We start from the raw sequence: 18372 nt of genomic DNA on the forward strand, positions 1-18372 counted from the left end.
GCAGCGTGGCGCCTGAAAGCCACGGCAGCGCGCGTTCCGCAAACCGCAGAAAGCGCGCTGGATTAGCGTAAGTGGACAGAAAGCTCATCGACGGCGAAGACTCCCGCCGACTGCCTAAGCCCCGCCGCCCGCCGCGTCAATTCGCGGCTTTGGCCGGCGGCTTGGTCGCGTCCTTGGCGACGTCCTTGGTTTGCTCGGCAAGGATTTGCGCCCTCGGCTTTCCATGGAGGAGTTCGACCGCCGCAGTGAGCTGCTTGTCCTTCGCCTCCTCCGGCGGGACATAGGCCTGCGAACCGGTCTTCTCGTCTTCGCCGTTCTTGAGATGGCCCTTGAGCGAGGCTTCGCCCTTGGTGTCGTCCTTGCCCTTGAGTTCGTCCGGCACGTCCTGAAGGATGACCATGTCCGGATCGATGCCCTTGGCCTGGATCGAGCGGCCCGACGGCGTGTAATAGCGCGCCGTCGTCAAGCGCAGCGCGCCGGCGCTGCCGCCAAGCGGGATGATGGTCTGCACCGAGCCCTTGCCGAAGGACCGCGTTCCAATCAGCGTCGCGCGCTTATGGTCTTGCAGAGCGCCAGCGACGATTTCGGACGCCGAAGCCGAACCGCCGTTGATCAGCACGACGACCGGCTTGCCCTTAGAAAGATCGCCGGAGCCGCGCGCGTTGTAACGCTGGGTTTCGTCGGCGTTGCGGCCGCGCGTCGAAACGATTTCGCCTTTGTCGATGAAGGAGTTGACGACTTGGATCGACTGATCGAGCAAGCCGCCCGGATTGTTGCGCAGATCGACGATATAGCCCTTGAACTTGTCCACGGGGATGTCCTGCTGCGCCTTGGCCATGGCGTTGCGCAAGCCTTCCGCCGTCTCCTCATTGAACTGCGAGATACGGACATAGGCGATATCGTCGCCCTGTTTGCGCGAGCGCACCGACTTGATGTGAATCTCGGCCCGGACCAGCTTGACCTCGATCTTATCTTTGTTTTTTCCTCGGAAGATCGTCAGCTTGACCGGCGTGTTGATCGCGCCGCGCATCTTGTCGACGGCCTGATTGAGGGTCATGCCCTGCACGGTCTCGTCGTCGATCGCGCCGATAAGATCGCCGGACATAACTCCCGCGCGCGAGGCGGGCGTGTCGTCGATCGGCGCAACGACCTTGACCAGCCCGTCTTCCTGCGTGACCTCGATGCCCAGTCCGCCGAACTTGCCTTCGGTTTGGGTGCGCATGTCCTTGAAGGCTTTTGCGTCAAGGTAGCTCGAATGCGGGTCGAGCGAGGTCAGCATGCCATTGATGGCGTTTTCAACAAGCTTCTGCTCGTCGGGCTTCTCGACATAGTCGGCGCGCACCTTATCGAACACGTCGCCGAACAGGCTGAGGTTCTTGTAGGTATCGGCGGAAGCCGCTTGAGCCGGACCGCCGATGACGGCGCGCGCCTGCTGGCCGAGCGTGGCGCATCCCGCTCCAATAGCGATTCCCGTAGCGATAAGGACTGTTTTGCGAATCATCCGCCGACCTTCCGACTGTCTGACTTCGCCCACCATGGGCCTGAGTCGATTGAGGCTCCGTCCTTGCGGAACTCAACATAAAGTATGGGTTGTTTCGCGCCGATTGCGATGGTCGCCGCTGTTTGCGCGGCTCCGTCTCCCATGCTGGCTACCGGTTCACCCGCGAGAACAAATTGTCCCACGTTCACATTGGTGCGACTCATGCCGGCCAGGACCACATAATAACCGCCGCCGGCGTTGATGATCAAGAGTTGTCCATAACTTCGGTAAGGCCCTGAAAAGGCTATCCATCCGTCGCAAGGGGCGATAACCACGCCATTTTCCCTTGCGGCGATCGACAGGCCTTTCTCCTTGCCCCCGAAACCGTCAGGCGCTCCGAAGCGGCGAATGATCTGTCCCGACGCCGGCGCCGGCAGCCGACCTTTGAGATCGACGAAGGCGACCGCCGGGGCAAGTCGGGCCGGATCCTTAAACGGAGCAGCCAGCGCCTCCAGCCTTTGGCGTTCGGAAAGCTTCGCCTGAGCCTTTAGGCGTTCTTCGTCGGCCTTGCGGGCTTCTTCGGCAGCACGCTGCGCAGCAGAGCTTTCGGCCTCCATGCGGGCGATGAGGTCCTTCAGGGTCATCGCGCGCTGCGCCAGCGACCGCGCGCGCTCGGTCTCGGCCTGCAACGCGCCCTGCGACCTCGAAATCGCCTCCTGACGCTCGGCGATCATCGGCGCAAGCCTTTCGCGCTGCGCCTTCAGGCTCGCGCGCTGTTGGCCGAGAAGATCTTGTTCACGCCGGACGCCATCTCGCGTCTGCTCCAGTTCGGTCAAATCGCGCTGAAGCTGGCGCGCCTCGGCGCGCATCTGCGGAAGCACGGCGCCAAGCGCGAGCGACGCGCGCACGGCTTCGAGAATCTCATGCGGGCGCGCCATCAGCGCCGGCGGCGGCCTTCGGCCCATTCGTTGCAAGACGGTAAGAATTTCGATGATCAGCTCCCGCCGGCCGTCGAGCGACGACACAATCTTCCGCTCGTTCTCGGTGAGCGTCGAAAGCCGCTCCTCGATCTCCGCCGCGCGTGTTTCCGTCTCCTGCATCCGCAGCGTCGCTTCGATGAGCGCGCCGTTCAGTCTCTCGCGGGCGGCGGCGTGATCGATGAGCTGTTCTTCGAGCTGACGGGCGCGTTCCCGGGCGGCGCCCATCGTGTCTTCGACACCGCGCAATTCCTGCTGCTTCGACGAAACGTCCCTTGCTTCGGGGCGCTGCTGCTCGGCGTGCGCCGAAGATGCGGCGGCGGCGGCAAAGAGCGCCGCAGACATCAGCCCGCGTTTCGCGGCCTCGTTACGCGCCCTGCCCGAAACGCTCATGTCCATCCGCGGCATCGATTTCGCCAGAAGGCGGATATGCCGCTGAAATAGCGTCCACATTGCGGCAAGGCCCGGCGAGGATCGCGCCTGCGCGCGGCGAACCAAAAAAGTTCATCGAATAAATTGGGCAATCTACGTCGCCAATTCGAGCGCTCCCGACGCGCCGGGCAGATTGACCGCGATCGCTTCTGCCGCGAGGTCGTCGCGCTACGCCATGGGCGAGCAAAGGGACGGCGGCTCAACGAACCTCAAAAGTTATGGCGCGGTTTTCCGATTGCTCCGACTCGCCGGAAGCCGCGACCAGACGGCGCTCGCTAAAGACTCGACGTTCGAGATAGGAGATCGCCGCTTGCGCGCGCCGTTGAGCGAGCGCGTCATTATGCGCGTTGCCGGCCGAACCACGAACATGGCCCTGAACCGCGATCGTCGCGTGTTCCGGACAGCGGCGAATGATCGCCGCCGCTTTGTCGAGCGCGAGCGCGGCCGATGGCGTTATTCGCGCCTCGCCTTTGCGAAAAACCAGTTCGCTTGCAGCCGAAGCCGCTTCCAGGCCGGCTTGGCAGTCGGCGAGCGTCATGCCGGCGGACGCCGGCGCGGTTGATGCGGTCGGCGGTTTTGCAATGAGGGGCACTGCGGGGAGAGCGACGGTCGCCGCTTTGCTGGCGGGCGAAGACGGCGGGCGCGGCATGTCTGCGCTCAGACCTTCGATCGGCCGGGCGAAGCGGCGGCGCAGCTCTTCGTCATGGCCCGACCGGTCGATCACCATGGCGCCAACCCAGACAAGCGCGGCGGCGATCAGCCCAACCGCCCAGCCCTCATGCGCCGAGATCGACCCGTGCCGGGCGATCGCCCCGAGCGCGGCGCCGATGATGAAAACGGCGTAGGCGGCGAGCGCAGCCTTGATGAACGTCGTCGCGTCGGCAAGCGCGCCGAGCCGGACGACCAGAGCGGCGACCCCGAAGGCGAGCGCGGTCCAAACGAGCCAACGCGCGACGACGCCATTTTCAGGGGCGCGGCGCGTAACGGCTCCGGCGCCGGCGCCGATCGCGAAACACGCGAGAAGCCAGGGCCACAAACGAAGAATCTCTGCAAGCACGCGCCGAGCCTAACGGTCCGAAGGCGTCGCTCCAAGACTTAAACGCGCATCGGCATCAGGACATAGAGGGCGGAGGCGCCGTCGCGGTCCTGCACCAGCGTCGGCGAGCCTGGGTCGGCAAGCTTGAAGAGCGCCGTATCGCTGTCGAGCTGCTGCGTGATGTCCAAGAGATAGCGGGCGTTGAAGCCGACATCGAGCGGCGGTCCGTCATAGTCGGCTTCGAGTTCCTCGACCGCCGAGCCCTGGTCCGGATTGGTGACGGACAGCACCAGCTTGCCTTCGGACAGCGAGAGTTTGACGGCGCGGCCGCGCTCCGAGGAAATCGTCGAGACGCGGTCGACCGCCTTGGCGAAAGCGTCGCGCTCGACGGTGAGCCGCTTGTCGTTGCCGGCTGGAATGACACGGGCGTAATCGGGAAAGGTCCCGTCGATCAGTTTCGTCGTCAACAGCGCGTCGCCGAAACTGAAACGCATCTTGTTGATCGACAGCTCGACCAAAACGTCGCCCTGCGCGTCTTCGATGAGACGCTGCACTTCGGTGACCGCCTTGCGCGGCAGGATGATCCCCGGCATGCCGACGCTGCCTTCAGGCGCAGGCGCCTCCAGTCGCGCCAGACGATGGCCGTCGGTCGCGACGGCCCGAAGCATCGGCCGCCCTTCGACGTCGAGCGTATGGAGATAGATGCCGTTGAGATAATAGCGCGTCTCTTCCTGAGAGATGGCGAACTGGGTTTTTTCAATGAGCCGCTTGAGATCCGCCGGCGCGAGCGTGAATTTGTGGCTGAAGTCGCCGGACGTGACGTCGGGAAAGTCGCTCTCCGGGAGACTCGACAGATTGAACCGCGACCGTCCGGAGCGCAGTGTGAGCTGTCCGGCGTCGCCGGTCGCCTCCAGAGAGACCTGCGCGCCTTCCGGCAATTTCCGCACGATGTCGTAGAGCGTATGCGCCGGCAGCGTTGTGGCGCCCGGCTGCGAGACCTCGGCGATCGCCTTCTCGGTGATTTCGAGATCGAGGTCGGTGGCTTTCAGCGTCAGCGCGCCGTCCTTGGCGGAGAGCAGCACATTGGCCAGGATCGGGATGGTCGTGCGCCGCTCCACCACGCGGTGAACATGGCCGAGCGCCCGCACCAGCGCCGCTCTCTCGATCGTGACCTTCATCGCCGGGGAATCCGTCCGCATATTATTGCGGCGCGGCAGGCCGCCGCGCCGGGGGCGAAGACTTTGGCGCGGCAGGGCGCGAAGCGCAAGGGCGCGTAACGCATAGAACCTGCTTGTCCAGTAGATTTTGCTGGCGCGATGCGGCCCTTAACCGGCCCTTAAACGGCCGTCGTTACGCTTCATCAAGCATTTTAAGGCCGTGCGGCGGCGACAGGCGAGCAATCCGATGGCGCGCAGCGACAGGCGTCGTGAACCGCGGTTCGACGACGACGACGACGGCGAATTGCGCGCCGAGCGCCGTCCGCCGCCGCGCCCGCGCGCCCGCAAGAAGCCGCGCCGCCGCTCGCGCTCGCTCTTCGGCGCGCTGATCTATTGGGGCGTCACGCTGGCGCTCTGGGGCTCGATCGCGGCCGGCGGGCTTGCCGTCTATTACGGTTCGCGCCTGCCGCCGATCGACCAGCTGGCGGTGCCCAAGCGCCCGCCCAATATCGCCATCCTCGACGCCAACGGCGAGCTTCTCGCCAATCGCGGCGACACCGGCGGCGCGGCGATCCGGCTTTCGGACCTTCCGACCTATACGCCAAAGGCCTTCATCGCCATCGAGGATCGCCGCTTCTATTCGCATTGGGGCGTCGATCCGATCGGCATCGGCCGCGCCGTGGTGCGCAACGTCACCGGCCGCGGCGGCATGCAGGGCGGTTCGACCCTGACCCAGCAGCTCGCCAAAAATCTCTTCCTGACCCAAGAGCGCACGATTTCGCGCAAGATTCAGGAGGCGATTCTCGCGCTCTGGCTCGAGCGCAAATATTCCAAGGACCAGATCCTCGAACTCTATCTCAATCGCGTCTATTTCGGCTCCGGAGCCTATGGCGTCGAAGCCGCCGCCGAACGCTACTTCGGCCATGGCGCAAAAACGCTCACGCTGTCGGAATCCGCCGTTCTCGCCGGATTGATGAAGGCGCCGAGCAAGCTCGCGCCCGACCGCAACCCGGACGGCGCGGCGGAGCGCGCGGCGCAGGTGATCGCCGCGATGGCGCAGGAGGGCCATATCACCGAGGCGATGGCGAAGACGGCGCTGGCGCGTCCGGCGCGCGCGCGAAGCGACATCGGCGCCGGATCAATCAATTACGCCGCCGATTATGTGATGGATATGCTCGACGACACGGTCGGCGCGATCGATCAGGATCTCGTCGTCACGACCACCATCGACGCCCGCATGCAGATGGCCGCCGAAGGCGCGCTCAAGCAGGCGCTCGATGAAAAGGGCGCTCAACTCGGCGTCGCCCAGGGCGCGCTCGTCGCTCTCGACCCCAATGGCGCGATCCGCGCGCTCGTCGGCGGACGCGACTATTCGGAGAGCCAGTTCAACCGCGCCGTCTCGGCGAAGCGCCAGCCCGGCTCGGCCTTCAAACCTTTCGTTTATCTTGCCGGGCTGGAGCAGGGACTGACGCCCGAGTCCATTCGCGAGGACGGCCCGCTCGACGTCAAAGGCTGGCGGCCGGAAAATTACAGCCGTCAGTATTTGGGGCCGGTCACGCTCACCAAGGCGCTGTCGCTTTCGCTCAACACTGTCGCCGTGCGGGTCGGCCTGGAGGTCGGCCCGAAGACGGTGGCGAAAACCGCGCATCGCCTCGGCGTCCAGTCCGACCTGCAAGCGAACGCCTCGATCGCGCTCGGCACGTCCGAAGTCACCCCGCTCGAACTCGTCGCCGCCTATACGCCCTTCGCCAATGGCGGCGTCGCCGTGCAGCCGCATGTCATCGTCAAGGTGAAGACCGCCGCCGGCAAGACGCTTTATCAGCGCAAGGGCGCGTCGCTCGGCCGGGTGATCGCGCCGCAATATGTGGCGATGATGAACGGCATGATGCGCGAGACGCTGCTCACCGGCACAGCGCGCAAGGCCGAACTTCCCGGTTGGGAGGCGGCGGGCAAGACCGGCACCAGCCAGGATTTCCGCGACGCCTGGTTCGTCGGCTATACGGGGCGGCTGATCGCGGGCGTCTGGCTCGGCAATGACGACAATTCGCCGACGAAGAGAGCGTCGGGCGGCAATCTGCCGGTCGAAATCTGGAGCCGTTTCATGGGCGTCGCCTTGAAGGGCCAGCCGGTCGCCGGACTGCCGTCGGGCGCTTGGCGTTCCGAGAACGCTGCCATTCCCGAGGAGATCGCCAAGCCGATCGACGATCTCATCGGCCTGTTCACCGGAGAGCCCAAACCGGCGACGCCGCGCCCGCAACGCGTGAGAAGCTCGCCGGCGCCGCTCCCGCCGACGGCGATTCCTGGCGCGCCGCTCGAGGAGCCGCCCCCCACCGCGGAGGCGCGGCCCGATATCGCCGCGCCGCGCGCACCGGCCGCAGCCCCGCGCGCGATCGACGACCTTCTGCCGCCGGAAGACATTCCGACTGTTGGCTCGATCGAACGTCCGCGACAAAGGCGCGGCGCATCGGAAAGAAGCGTTTTCGAGCAGCTGTTCGGCGGCGGCTGAGCGAGCGCGGTCCCAGCTGCGCCGCGATCAATCCCGGCGCTACTCCGCCGGCGCGCGGACCGCGGCCGAAGGCGGCCGCGCGGCGAAGAATTTGGTCGCCGCGACAATCGCGACAAGCGTTCCGAGATAGACCGCGACCTGCATGTCCGAAGGCTGGTCGCTATAGCCGATCAGCGTGTGCAGCACCCTTCCGACGATGCTTTTGTCGGACAGCAGCAACGATGTGTCCCAAGCGGTGTCGGAAAGCGCCGTGACAAGTCCGGCCTGCTGCAGGAAAGCGACGCATTGCGCCGCAAGTCCGGCGGCGAGCAGCGTGATGAGCCATGTCGTCACGGCGAACAGGCGGCGCGGCGGGATCGCGACGAGGCCGTAAAAGGTCGCAAAGCTTGTCGCCGCGCCGAGCGCCAGTCCCGCGATTCCCCCAGCGAAGACGTCCCAGCCGGATTCGCCCGAGGCGAGAATGCCATAAAGAAACAGCGCCACCTCGGCGCCTTCGCGCAGCACCGCGAGGCCGACGACGGCGGTCAGCGCGAACAGGGTCTCGTCGCCCCGCGCGACCGCCCGCCCGACCTCGGAAAGGTTTTGCGCCAGTTCGCGCCCATGCTGCGCCATCCAGATGTTGTGCCAGACGAGCATTACGACGGCGAGCGCGAGGATCGCGGCGTTGAAGACCTCCTGGCCGGCGCCGGCGAACGCCTGCGACAGCCGGTCGGCGAAAGCCGCGACGATGACGGCGCCAAGCGCGCCTGCGCCGACGCCAGCCGCAACGAAGCTGCGCGACCCGGCGACCCCGCGCGTCACAGCGAGAACGATGCCGACGATGAGCCCGGCTTCGATGGCTTCGCGAAAGACGATGATGAGCGCGCCGAGCATGGCCTATTCCGCGATGACCTCGCCTTTGGCCACGTCCTCGTGGAATTCGCCGACGAATTTGTAGCGGCCGGCCTTAAGGGGGCGAAGCGTGAAGGTCGCTTCGCTGTTGGCCGGGATCACCTTCTCGATGCGCAGCGGCTTGCTTTCGAATTCCTCCGGCGTCGCGTCGAGATTCTTCACGGTCAGCGTCGCGGGCTGATTGGCCGGCACGCGCAGTTCGGCGGGCTCGAAACGGTGATCTTTGATGGTGAGCGTGAAGGCGTTTTCGGCCGCAGCGGCGCCGGAAAGGCCCAAAGCCCAAGCGGCCAAGACCGCATACGCATGGTGACGTTTCAAAAACCGCATCTCCCGAGTCCGCCGCGTCTTACCGAAAGTAAGAACGCCAAAACATGAGGTCAATCAATCTAATCTGGACCGCTTCCAAGCTAGTGTCGCAGAGCGCCGGCGCGCCGCTCACCCCGGATAGCCGTGACGCGACTTCGAGGCGCGCAGCAGCGACAGCGCGCGCCCGTCCTGGCCGCTGGAGCATGCCGACGCCGCCTCGGCGATCTCGTTCGAAATCTGGGCGTGAACGCTCGTGTTGACATGGCCCATCGCCAAGTCGTTGTCGACGACGGAGCGGTAGCGCGCCACGGCGCCGGCGCAGCCGGGGGCGCCGGGCGGAAGCGCTTGCGCCGTCGGCGCCGAGACCGCCGGTCCAGGCGGCGCGGCTTGCGGCGGACGGGCGGCGTTGCAGCCGGCGCTTACGGCCGCTGTGAATGCGGCCAGTAAAACTAAGCATGCGCGCATCCTTTATCTCCCATGCTTGGCTGAGGTTTCGCTTCTCATAACGGAGAGCGCCCGTTTTCGGCAAATATTGCCTCTGCGCTTGCGCAGGCGGTCGAAGCGGGTCACCATCCACATGCGCTCCCGTCGTAATTGTTTAAGCGTTGCGCAATGTTGGAGGAAAAATGATTCGCAACATTGTCCTGCTCGACGGCACGTGGAATACGCCCCGCGACTTCACCAGCATCTGCAAAAAATCGTGGGAGGAGAAAGTCGCCGAACGGCTCATTCCGCCGCGCGGCGCTGACGGCGTCGAGCAAAATGTCCGCTATTTCTCCGGCGTCGGCGCACAAGGATTCAAGATCATCGGGGGCACGGTAGGACTCGGCCTGCGCGCGATCGTCCAGGACGCCTACGATTGGGTCGTCGACAATTATCGAGACGATCAGGAGCTGTACATCTACGGATTTTCGCGCGGCGCCTATGCGGCCCGCGCATTGGCCGGCCTGATCGGCGACTGCGGCGTCAGAAAGACCAAGGACAAGGGTATTTTCGACATCGCGCGCGCCAACAGGAGCGCGCGGGACGCCTCGCGCCGCGGCGGACCCCCGAGTGGTCCCGACATTCAGGCGAATAATCGCATCAAGCTGCTCGGCGTCTTCGAAACCGTCGGCTCATACGGCGTGCCCGCGGGCTTCAGCGGGCTTGCGCCGCTGGGTCGCTACATTACGCTCTTGGCTTTCGGCGGGTTCGAAGACACCCGGCTTGGTGCCCACGTCGATCACGCCTTGCATGCCATCGGCGTCGACGAGCGGCGCCGTCCGTTCATTCCGACCTTTTGGACGGTCAAGAAAGGGGAGCCGCATCCAAAGAACATCGAGCAGAACTGGTTTCCGGGCGTCCATAGCAATGTGGGCGGCGGCTATCCGGAATCGGGTCTTTCCGATATCGCGTTGATCTGGATGATCGCGCGCACCCAGGCGCTCACTGGGCTCTCATTCGACAATGGCGCGATCAGGCGCGCGCTGAAGCCAAACATCGACGGCGACATTCCGGACTCGGCGGAGAAATACCCGATCGACAGGAATTTTCCGCGCAGTCGCGAGATGTTTCCCATCGGCGCTCCGGCCAATAGCCTCCTCTGGGGCGGCAGCCCTGACGAAGAGCATGTCAACGAAAAAGTCCACTGGAGCGTGCTGGCCAAGCTCGGCCGAAGCTGCGAAGTCTACGGGGTCGAGAATACGCGTTACGGCCCCTCGAACCTTAAGGCCGCGATGGCGCGACTCGGGCCCGGTCTCGCCGGCCGGATCGCCTATGTCACGCCGGAAGAGGCGCGCTTGCTGCCGCCCAATCTCGTGGCTCTGGCTGAGGCAAGCGCCGTACTTCATTCCGCCGCCGCAATGTCGTAACGGCCTCGCGCGCCTGCGCTGCCGGCTTGGCGCTCCTTACGCCGCGTGTTTTTCGCTTGGCGGCGCGGCGTCAAGGGGTTATAACCGCTCGAATTCGTGGCGCGCGGCCGGCAGGTCCCGCGCCGCGATCGTTTTGCGGCGCGTTCTCCTTTTGCGGCTCTTCTCGTAAGGTCGAGCGGCTCCGCACAGCCCGGTAGTCGAATGGTCAATCCCTTTCAGTTCCTGCAGGAAGTCCGCGCCGAGGCGGGCAAGGTCACCTGGCCCACGCGGCGGGAGACCTTCATCACCACCGGCCTCGTGATTCTCATGGTTCTGTTCGCCAGCCTGTTTTTCGTCATCGTCGATTACGCGTTGCGTTTCGGCGTCGGCTTGATGCTGGGCGTCGGGCATTAAATAATTGGAGCTTGTCGCGCCGATATGAGCATGCGCTGGTATATCGTCCACGCCTATTCGAACTTCGAAAAGAAGGTCGCCGAGGCTATTCGCGAAGGCGCGGCGCAGCGCGGACTCGCCGACAGCTTCGAAGAGATTCTGGTGCCGACCGAGCAGGTCATGGAAGTGCGGCGCGGCCGCAAGGTGTCCGCCGAGCGCAAATTCTTTCCTGGCTATGTGCTGGTGAAATGCGACCTCAGCGACCAGGTCTTCTCGCTCATCAAGAATACGCCGAAGGTCACGGGCTTTCTTGGCGCCGACAACAAGCCGATGCCGATCAGCGAGGAAGAGGCGCTGCGCATCAAAGGCCAGGTCGCCGAGGGCGTCGAGCGGCCGAAGCCGACGATCATGTTCGAGGTCGGGGAGACGGTGCGCGTCGCCGATGGGCCCTTCGCCTCGTTCAACGGCCTCGTCGAGGAAATCGACGAGGCGCGCTCGCGCCTCAAGGTCGCCGTGTCGATCTTCGGCCGGCCGACGCCGGTCGAACTGGAGTTCGCCCAGGTCGAGAAGGTTTGATATTTCCTCTTTCCCCGCCTTGGCGAGGCAGAGCTGCTGCCCAGTTTTCGCAAATTATGTTATGAAAGACCGCCGCGCTTTTTAGCGGCGATGGAAGCCGCGATGAGCGACGAGCCCGAGAATTTCACGCTGGCGCTGCTGCGCAAGATCGACGGGAAGGTGGATACGCTTCGCGGCGAGGTTTCGGGCATTCGCGAAGTCATGGCGACGAAGAGCGACGTCGCTGACGTCCGCTCGGAGGTCCATTCGCTGCGCGCGGATGTCGCCTCGGACATTATGAATCTGGAAAAGCAGATCAAGGAGCAGGAGAAGCGCCTGAGCGACCAGATTTCCGGGTTGCGCCGCTCGGTGATGGAATATCACTCTTCTGCGATTGGCCACGGCGTGCTGCTGACCGAATTCGAAGAGCGCTTGCGCCGGCTCGAAGAGCATGTGGGCTTCACGCCCGAGGGGCATTGAGGCGCATTTCAGCGGCATTCAGTTGCTTTTGCCGATCTCTTCAGTATAAGTCGCAGGCCCTCTTCCGGAGGGCTTTTTTCATTCCGTCCAATGGAAATGAAAACATACGTGGCGGGTCTGCCCTGACGCCATCGGGGAACTCCAGACCGGACCACGAACTGCAACCGGCGCGCACGCGTGAAAATCGCGGCGGGCGCCAAACGTTGGAGAAAGGCAATGGCGAAGAAAATCGCCGGCTATATCAAACTGCAAGTGCCGGCCGGCGCGGCCAATCCGTCGCCGCCGATCGGTCCCGCGCTCGGCCAGCGCGGACTCAACATCATGGAGTTCTGCAAGGCGTTCAACGCCAAGACGGGACAGATCGAGAAAGGGACGCCGATCCCCGTCGTCATCACCGCCTATCAGGACCGCTCCTTCACCTTCGAAATGAAGCAGCCGCCGGTCAGCTTCTTTCTGAAGAAGGCCGTGGGCCTCAAGATCGGCAAGAAGCCCGCCTCGGGCTCCAAATTGCCGGGCCGCAACGTCGTCGGAAAGATCACGCAAGCGCAGATCCGCGACATCGCGGAAAAGAAGATCGTCGATCTCAACTGCGCCTCGATCGAATCCGCGATGTCGATGATCGCCGGCTCCGCCCGCGCGATGGGCCTTGAGGTGGTGGAGTAAGATCATGGCGCACATCGGAAAACGCATTGCGAAGACCCGCGAGGGCATCGAACGCACGAAGCTCTATCCCGTCACCGACGCCGTGAAGCTGGTGCGCGAGCGCGCCAAGGCCAAGTTCGACGAGTCCGTCGAAATCGCCATGAATCTCGGGGTCGACCCGAAGCATGCCGATCAGATGGTGCGCGGCGTCGTCAATCTGCCGAACGGCACCGGCCGCGTTCTGCGCGTCGCGGTCTTCGCGCGCGGCGCCAAGGCGGATGAGGCCAAAGCCGCGGGCGCCGACGTCGTCGGGGCAGAGGATCTCGTCACGACGGTGCAGGGCGGAACGATCGACTTCGACCGCTGCATCGCGACGCCGGACATGATGCCGCTCGTCGGGCGCCTGGGCAAAGTGCTCGGGCCTCGCGGCTTGATGCCGAACCCGAAGGTCGGCACGGTGACGATGGACGTCGCCGGCGCGGTGAAGGCCAGCAAGGGCGGCGCTGTCGAGTTCCGCGTCGAAAAGGCCGGCATCGTTCAGGGCACGGTCGGCAAGGCCTCGTTCGACGACGGCAAGCTCGTCGAGAACATCAAGGCCTTCGTCGACGCCGTCGCCAAGGCGAAGCCGCAGGGCGCCAAGGGCACCTACATCCAGCGCATCGCCATCTGCTCGACCCAGGGTCCGGGCGTGAAGGTCGACGTATCGAGTCTGGGCGCCGCCCCGCACTGAGCGCTGCTGCTTGACCGTGTTGGCGCAATGATGCAGGCTTAATCGGAAATTATACCCTCTCCGGCGCGAGGCCACGCGCGCCGGAGTTGAGCCGTGGGGCGGATGCGGCCATGCTTGAAGCGCGCAACCTCACCAAGACGTATGACGGCGCGGACTGGCCGGCGCTTGACCGTCTGAATTTGATCGTGCCGGCGGGCGAGGTGTTTTGCCTGCTCGGGCCCAACGGCGCCGGCAAGACGACGACCGTCAATCTTTTCCTGAATTTTATCCAGCCGACGGCGGGACAGGCGCTCGTTTGTGGCATCGACGCCGCGGTTGATCCCTCGGCGGCGCGCGCGCTTCTCGCCTATATCCCCGAGCAGGTAATGCTCTACGGCGCGCTCACCGGCCTCGAAAACCTGCAATATTTTACCGAAATCTCGGGCGCCGAAGCGCCGCGCGACACGCTGCTTTCGCTGCTTGCCGCCGCCGGCTTGCCGAGCGACGCCTTTCAACGTCCCGTGCGCGGCTATTCCAAAGGCATGCGCCAGAAGGTCGGCGTCGCCATCGCGCTCGCAAGGCGCGTGCAGGCGCTGGTGCTCGACGAGCCGACCTCCGGGCTCGATCCGCTCGCGGCGAATGAGTTCGCCGCACTGATCGAGCGGCTGCGCAAGGACGGCATGGCGGTGCTGATGGTCACGCATGATCTTTTTCTCGCCAAGCAGTGCGGCACGAAGATCGGCATCATGGCGCGGGGACGTCTGGCGTCGGTGTTCGGCGCCGACGACGTCGATCATCTGGGCTTGGAGCGCGCCTATCTCGATCTTTTCGCGAGGGCTGCATGAGCGATCTCGCGCTCGCGCCACTCGCCGTGGCGGCGCCGGCGAAGAGCCGCTGGCGCGTCATGCGCGCGGTCGCAGCCAAGGAATGGCTGGAGCTTTTTCGCGACCGTCGCCTCGTCTGGCTTTGCGCCTTCGTCGTCGCGCTGATGCTGGCCGCGCTCGCCTTCGGCTATGTCGAAAGCGCCCGCATCTTAAGCGAGCGAGAGGCGGCGGCGAGGGCCGATCGCGAACTCTGGGTCGGACAGAGCGCCAAGAATCCACACGCCGCCGCGCATTTTGGCCAATACGCCTTCAAGCCGCTGAGTCCGCTGGCGCTCGCCGATCCCGGCGTCGACGCCTATGTCGGCTCGGCGGTGTGGCTTGAGGCGCATAAGCAAAATGAGACGCAGTTCAAACAGGCCCGCGACGGCGGCGTCGGCGCGCGCCTCGGTGCGCTGTCGCTTGCGTTTATTTTGCAGACGATCGCGCCGCTGATCGTCATTCTGATGGGATTTGCGAGCTTCTCGGGCGAGCGGGAGAGCGGCACGCTGAAACAGTTGCTCAGCGTCGGCGCGCGGCCGCGCGACATTCTCGCCGGCAAAGCGCTGGCGCTCATCGGCGCGATTTTCGCTCTCCTTGCGCCGGCCTTCATCGGCGCGGCGCTCGCCTTGTTCTTCTTCGTCGATCGCGAGCGCCTGTCACTTGTCGATCAATTCATTCGTCTGGGCGTGCTCGGTGCCGCCTATGCGGCCTATCTTGCCGGCTTCGCGTTTTTGTCGCTTGGCGTTTCGGCGCTCGCCAGAAATTCGCGCGCGGCGCTCGTCACGCTGCTCGCGTTCTGGCTCGCCAATTCATTTCTCGCGCCAAGGCTTGCGACAGACGCGGCGCGCGCCTTTGCGCCAACCCCGACGTGGCAGGAATTTCGCGCGGGCATCGCGCAAGATAAGGCGAAAACTTTCGGTCATGACGAGAGTCATCCCGGTTTCGTCGCGTTCCGCGACGAGACCTTGAAGAAATACGGCGTCACGCGGATCGAGGATTTGCCGGTCAATTTCCGCGGCCTCGCGCTGCGCAAGGACGATGAGAGCGGCTACGCGATTTTCGACCGCCATTTCGGCGCGTTGCAGACCGCCTTCGACCGCCAGGACGCGCTCCGCGCCGCGCCGGGCTTCCTTTTTCCGCTCCTGGCGCTGCGGCCGATCTCAATGGCCTTTGCCGGCGTCGACAGTCGCAGCCAATTCGATTTCGCTTCCGGCGCCGAAGCGCATCGGCGCGACATTCAGAACGAAGTAAGCGACAACATCATCCATTTTGCCCACGACAATACTTACCTCGCCGGCCCGGAGCTGTGGCGAAAGATCGCCGCCTTCGCCTATCGGGCGCCTGGAGCTGGCTTCGCCCTGGGATACAGCTTGCTGCCCACCGCCGCGCTTGTCGGGTGGCTCGCGATCGCGGCAGTCTTTGCGCTCTTCGCAGCGCGCCGTTTGCGGCCGGTGTGAGGCGCGCCGATGTCTTCCGCTTTTCTCGCCGGCGCGCGTTTTGAAGCGCGCATGATGCGCCGCGACGGCGCGGTCTGGTTTGCGCTGCTGATTTTGGCGGGCGTCGCGCTGTTCGCCCTCGCCATGGGGTCGGCGCGGATCGCTGCGCAGCAGGCGACGATCGCCGCAGCGCGCGCCGACGAAAGCCAGCGGCTTTCCAGACTTCAAAAAACGCTGGCGCAATTGCAGCAGGGCGACGCGCAGGGAAAGCCTGCGCCCGAGCCGCCGCCGTTCCGCGATCCGCGTAACCCGGCTTTCATGGGCGGCGGACCTGCGGCGACAGTCGCGGCGCTCGCGCCCGCGCCCTTGGGGCTCGTCGCGACCGGCCAGAGCGACCTGCTGCCGCCCGCGGTCCGGGTGACGACGGGTTCGAAGGACAGTTTTCTCTTCGCCGACGAGATCGACAATCCCGCCAATCTGATGTCGGGCGCGACCGATCTCGCCTTCGTCGTCGTCTTTGTCTATCCGCTCGTCGTTCTGGCGATGGCCTTCAATCTGCTCGCCGGCGAGCGCGAGCAGGGAACGCTGGGCATGACGCTCGCCTCGGCGCGCCGGCCCGCCGCCGCGCTCGGTGGAAAGCTGGCCGCGCGCGTCGCCGCGCCGATCGCCGTGATGCTGTTTGCGGTGGCGGCGGGCGTCTGGATTTTCGCGGGCAGGGAGCGGCTCGCCTCTTCGGGCTTCGCCGCGCTGCTCGCGGTCGTGGCGCTCTATGGCCTGTTCTGGGCGGCGCTGGCGGCCGCGGTCGACGGGCTCGGCCGAGGCTCGGCGTTCAACGCGCTGACGCTGATTGGCGCATGGGTGGCGATCACGATGATCTTGCCGGCCGCGATCAACAGCCTCGCCGCCTTTGCGCATCCGGCGCCGTCGCGGATCGATATGGTGCTGGCGGCCCGCGCCGCCTCGACCGACGCCGATCGCGCCCGCGACGCGGCGCTCGCCCGCTACGCCGACGAGCATGGCGGCGGCGGCAAGCCGGCGAGCGGCGGCGCCGCGCAGGAGGCGACGCTACGCCGCCTCGCGACGCAGGAGGCGGCCTTTCAACGCGTCGAAGCGATCGTCGCCGACCATGACGCGCAGCTTGCGCGACAGCGCGACTTGTCCGACCGGCTTGGCTATCTCTCGCCCGCCTATCTGACCTATCGGGCGCTGGCCGACATCGCCGGCTCGGGGGAAGCGCGCTATCGTGCCTTTCTCGACCGCATCCGCGCCTTCCATGTCGATTGGCGCGAGTTCTTCCTTTCGCGGGCCAAGGCCGGCGCATCGCTGACGGCGCAGGATTACGCGGCAATGCCGAAATTTACGCAGGCGGACGAAGAGTTGGTGGCGTGCGCGCCGGCCGGACTTGCCGGCCCGCTCATCGGCGTCGCGCTGCCGATGCTGATTCTCGCCATTTTCGCTTGGCGCGGATTCCGCCGGGCCGCGCCACGATAGAGCGCGGCCGGCAACGTCCTCAGCTTGAATTTCGGCCTACCTTAGAAGTCGTCCGCCGTGCGGATGATGAATGGCTTGATTTGACCCAAGGCGGACTTTATTGGGAAAAAGGCCGACCATGCCTGTTTAAGCAGACTTGGCCGGCACGTGCGTTAAATTTTGGTATGGATTCGTTACTATCGCAAAGCTCTTCGTGACGTCACGCAGCTCGCTGCAGCGCTCACCGTTTGGTGACGATCACCTCGAGATATTCACTGGGAACGACCATCGTCTTGTCGCCGGACGTATTGTAGCGTCCGATCAGATCGATGATGTCACACGAGAGGCCCTTCCGGTCGGCGTCGTCGAGCGCCTCGAAAGCTTTGAGCACGGGCCCGTAGTAGGAGCGGAAGATATCGAGGAAGTGCTGCGGCGAGTGGTAGCGGAAATTGAAGTGGCGCGGCTCGGTGGCGAGTGTAAATGCCGCTGGAGCAAACGTCATCTCCACCCAGCTGCGCGTGCCCCAGACCGCCGGCGACTTCACGCCGGCGGGCGGCGGCAAGTATTTACCGATCGTCTTGAACAATTGGCCGACGAAGCTTTCCGGCGTCCAGTTGGCGAGGCCTATGTGACCGCCGGACCTGCACACCCTTATCATTTCGGCTGAGGTACGATCCTGATCGGGGCTGAACATCGCGCCGAACGTCGAGACCACCGCGTCGAAACACGCGTCCGCGAACGGCAGATTCTCGGCGTCGGCGACTTGGAATTTGACCTGCAGCCCTTCCGCTTCGGCTCGCATGCGGCCACGCACCAGTACGGGCTCGACATAATCCGTGGACGTAACCTCGCACCAACGCCGAGCGGCGGCTAGCGTGACATTGCCGTTACCGGCGGCGACGTCGAGCACGGTCTGGCCAGCACGCAGGTCCATGGCTTCCGCCAATCGTTCGCCGACAATTTGCAAGGTTGTGCCGACGACGGCGTAGTCGCCGGACGACCAGGCTGTCTGCTGCTTGGCCTTGAGGGCGTTCAATTCCACAGCCGGCTTTGCTGTCACAGGCGGGCGGCATTCAATTGCTGTAGTCATGATCGGTCTCCTCAACAATTCCGAGTCGCAACACGTCGCCAAAGGCGACGTATCGAGGCGCACGGCGCGTGCGACCTTGGCATGAGCCTTAGGTCAATCGCCTCCCGCGTTGAATGATTG

Annotated in this window: 18 protein-coding genes; 10 read left to right on the forward strand and 8 right to left on the reverse strand. The window is 64.9% G+C overall.

Features of this window, described 5'->3' with window-relative positions; all coding sequences use genetic code 11:
* Positions 1-136 precede the first annotated feature (136 nt).
* From QZ964_RS03250 to dnaN, 4 genes are all read right to left on the reverse strand, one after another.
* Positions 137-1501: a S41 family peptidase gene (locus QZ964_RS03250; protein WP_292528740.1), complete on the reverse strand. Its 1365-nt coding sequence runs from the start codon at positions 1499-1501 to the stop codon at positions 137-139.
* The gene (locus tag QZ964_RS03255; RefSeq protein ID WP_292528741.1) at positions 1498-2865 is read right to left on the reverse strand and encodes a peptidoglycan DD-metalloendopeptidase family protein; all 1368 of its coding nucleotides are present in this window, start codon (positions 2863-2865) and stop codon (positions 1498-1500) included. The genes QZ964_RS03250 and QZ964_RS03255 overlap by 4 nt, the downstream gene beginning before the upstream one ends.
* A gap of 223 nt (positions 2866-3088) precedes the next feature.
* The gene (locus QZ964_RS03260) at positions 3089-3946 is read right to left on the reverse strand and encodes an OmpA family protein (protein WP_292528743.1); all 858 of its coding nucleotides are present in this window, start codon (positions 3944-3946) and stop codon (positions 3089-3091) included.
* A gap of 38 nt (positions 3947-3984) precedes the next feature.
* On the reverse strand, positions 3985-5103 hold the full coding sequence (gene dnaN, locus QZ964_RS03265) for a DNA polymerase III subunit beta (RefSeq protein ID WP_292528745.1): 1119 nt from the start codon (positions 5101-5103) through the stop codon (positions 3985-3987).
* A gap of 226 nt (positions 5104-5329) precedes the next feature.
* Here dnaN and QZ964_RS03270 point away from each other — a divergent pair, with 226 nt between their 5' ends.
* On the forward strand, positions 5330-7588 hold the full coding sequence (locus QZ964_RS03270; RefSeq protein WP_292528747.1) for a transglycosylase domain-containing protein: 2259 nt from the start codon (positions 5330-5332) through the stop codon (positions 7586-7588).
* A gap of 39 nt (positions 7589-7627) precedes the next feature.
* Here QZ964_RS03270 and QZ964_RS03275 read toward each other — a convergent pair whose 3' ends face one another.
* From QZ964_RS03275 to QZ964_RS03285, 3 genes are all read right to left on the reverse strand, one after another.
* Entirely contained in the window at positions 7628-8461 is an 834-nt protein-coding gene (locus tag QZ964_RS03275) for an FTR1 family protein (RefSeq protein ID WP_292528749.1), read from the reverse strand.
* 3 nt (positions 8462-8464) lie between these two features.
* Positions 8465-8806 (reverse strand): cupredoxin domain-containing protein, encoded by a 342-nt coding sequence (locus QZ964_RS03280; RefSeq protein WP_292528750.1) that lies wholly within the window; start codon positions 8804-8806, stop codon positions 8465-8467.
* A gap of 108 nt (positions 8807-8914) precedes the next feature.
* Entirely contained in the window at positions 8915-9250 is a 336-nt protein-coding gene (locus QZ964_RS03285; protein WP_292528752.1) for a hypothetical protein, read from the reverse strand.
* Positions 9251-9411: 161 nt separating this feature from the next.
* On the opposite strand from QZ964_RS03285, the gene QZ964_RS03290 reads away from it, so the two are divergent.
* The 9 genes from QZ964_RS03290 (at position 9412) to QZ964_RS03330 (ending at position 17183) form a co-directional block, all read left to right on the forward strand.
* Entirely contained in the window at positions 9412-10635 is a 1224-nt protein-coding gene (locus tag QZ964_RS03290; RefSeq protein ID WP_292528754.1) for a DUF2235 domain-containing protein, read from the forward strand.
* 201 nt (positions 10636-10836) lie between these two features.
* Positions 10837-11028, forward strand: a complete 192-nt coding sequence (secE, locus tag QZ964_RS03295) for a preprotein translocase subunit SecE (RefSeq protein WP_292528756.1) — start codon at positions 10837-10839, stop codon at positions 11026-11028.
* A gap of 24 nt (positions 11029-11052) precedes the next feature.
* Complete coding sequence (nusG, locus tag QZ964_RS03300) at positions 11053-11583, forward strand: transcription termination/antitermination protein NusG (RefSeq protein ID WP_292528758.1); 531 nt, start codon at positions 11053-11055, stop codon at positions 11581-11583.
* Between the two features lie 102 nt (positions 11584-11685).
* Positions 11686-12042: a hypothetical protein gene (locus QZ964_RS03305; RefSeq protein WP_292528760.1), complete on the forward strand. Its 357-nt coding sequence runs from the start codon at positions 11686-11688 to the stop codon at positions 12040-12042.
* 216 nt (positions 12043-12258) lie between these two features.
* Entirely contained in the window at positions 12259-12705 is a 447-nt protein-coding gene (rplK, locus tag QZ964_RS03310; RefSeq protein ID WP_014891468.1) for a 50S ribosomal protein L11, read from the forward strand.
* 4 nt (positions 12706-12709) lie between these two features.
* Positions 12710-13414, forward strand: coding sequence for a 50S ribosomal protein L1 (gene rplA, locus QZ964_RS03315; RefSeq protein WP_292528768.1), 705 nt, complete (start codon positions 12710-12712; stop codon positions 13412-13414).
* Positions 13415-13524: 110 nt separating this feature from the next.
* Positions 13525-14238, forward strand: coding sequence for an ATP-binding cassette domain-containing protein (locus QZ964_RS03320; protein WP_292528769.1), 714 nt, complete (start codon positions 13525-13527; stop codon positions 14236-14238).
* The gene (locus tag QZ964_RS03325; protein ID WP_292528771.1) at positions 14235-15713 is read left to right on the forward strand and encodes a DUF3526 domain-containing protein; all 1479 of its coding nucleotides are present in this window, start codon (positions 14235-14237) and stop codon (positions 15711-15713) included. Before QZ964_RS03320 ends, QZ964_RS03325 begins: the two co-directional genes overlap by 4 nt.
* A gap of 9 nt (positions 15714-15722) precedes the next feature.
* Entirely contained in the window at positions 15723-17183 is a 1461-nt protein-coding gene (locus QZ964_RS03330; RefSeq protein WP_292528773.1) for a DUF3526 domain-containing protein, read from the forward strand.
* A gap of 220 nt (positions 17184-17403) precedes the next feature.
* On the opposite strand, the gene QZ964_RS03335 is transcribed toward QZ964_RS03330, so the two are convergent.
* Positions 17404-18252 (reverse strand): class I SAM-dependent methyltransferase, encoded by an 849-nt coding sequence (locus QZ964_RS03335; protein WP_292528775.1) that lies wholly within the window; start codon positions 18250-18252, stop codon positions 17404-17406.
* Positions 18253-18372: the final 120 nt, after the last annotated feature.

The sequence above is a fragment of the Methylocystis sp. genome (assembly GCF_021731785.1).
GTDB lineage: Bacteria > Pseudomonadota > Alphaproteobacteria > Rhizobiales > Beijerinckiaceae > Methylocystis.

What these genes read in the sequence shown, in the direction of transcription:
- QZ964_RS03250 (WP_292528740.1), bottom strand. Translation starts at nt 1,501, where the DNA reads ATGATTCGCAAAACAGTCCTTATCGCTACGGGAATCGCTATTGGAGCG.
- QZ964_RS03255 (WP_292528741.1), bottom strand. Translation starts at nt 2,865, where the DNA reads ATGCCGCGGATGGACATGAGCGTTTCGGGCAGGGCGCGTAACGAGGCC.
- dnaN (WP_292528745.1), bottom strand. Translation starts at nt 5,103, where the DNA reads ATGAAGGTCACGATCGAGAGAGCGGCGCTGGTGCGGGCGCTCGGCCAT.
- QZ964_RS03270 (WP_292528747.1), top strand. Translation starts at nt 5,330, where the DNA reads ATGGCGCGCAGCGACAGGCGTCGTGAACCGCGGTTCGACGACGACGAC.
- QZ964_RS03275 (WP_292528749.1), bottom strand. Translation starts at nt 8,461, where the DNA reads ATGCTCGGCGCGCTCATCATCGTCTTTCGCGAAGCCATCGAAGCCGGG.
- QZ964_RS03280 (WP_292528750.1), bottom strand. Translation starts at nt 8,806, where the DNA reads ATGCGGTTTTTGAAACGTCACCATGCGTATGCGGTCTTGGCCGCTTGG.
- QZ964_RS03285 (WP_292528752.1), bottom strand. Translation starts at nt 9,250, where the DNA reads ATGCGCGCATGCTTAGTTTTACTGGCCGCATTCACAGCGGCCGTAAGC.
- QZ964_RS03290 (WP_292528754.1), top strand. Translation starts at nt 9,412, where the DNA reads ATGATTCGCAACATTGTCCTGCTCGACGGCACGTGGAATACGCCCCGC.
- secE (WP_292528756.1), top strand. Translation starts at nt 10,837, where the DNA reads ATGGTCAATCCCTTTCAGTTCCTGCAGGAAGTCCGCGCCGAGGCGGGC.
- nusG (WP_292528758.1), top strand. Translation starts at nt 11,053, where the DNA reads ATGAGCATGCGCTGGTATATCGTCCACGCCTATTCGAACTTCGAAAAG.
- QZ964_RS03305 (WP_292528760.1), top strand. Translation starts at nt 11,686, where the DNA reads ATGAGCGACGAGCCCGAGAATTTCACGCTGGCGCTGCTGCGCAAGATC.
- rplK (WP_014891468.1), top strand. Translation starts at nt 12,259, where the DNA reads ATGGCGAAGAAAATCGCCGGCTATATCAAACTGCAAGTGCCGGCCGGC.
- rplA (WP_292528768.1), top strand. Translation starts at nt 12,710, where the DNA reads ATGGCGCACATCGGAAAACGCATTGCGAAGACCCGCGAGGGCATCGAA.
- QZ964_RS03320 (WP_292528769.1), top strand. Translation starts at nt 13,525, where the DNA reads ATGCTTGAAGCGCGCAACCTCACCAAGACGTATGACGGCGCGGACTGG.
- QZ964_RS03325 (WP_292528771.1), top strand. Translation starts at nt 14,235, where the DNA reads ATGAGCGATCTCGCGCTCGCGCCACTCGCCGTGGCGGCGCCGGCGAAG.
- QZ964_RS03330 (WP_292528773.1), top strand. Translation starts at nt 15,723, where the DNA reads ATGTCTTCCGCTTTTCTCGCCGGCGCGCGTTTTGAAGCGCGCATGATG.
- QZ964_RS03335 (WP_292528775.1), bottom strand. Translation starts at nt 18,252, where the DNA reads ATGACTACAGCAATTGAATGCCGCCCGCCTGTGACAGCAAAGCCGGCT.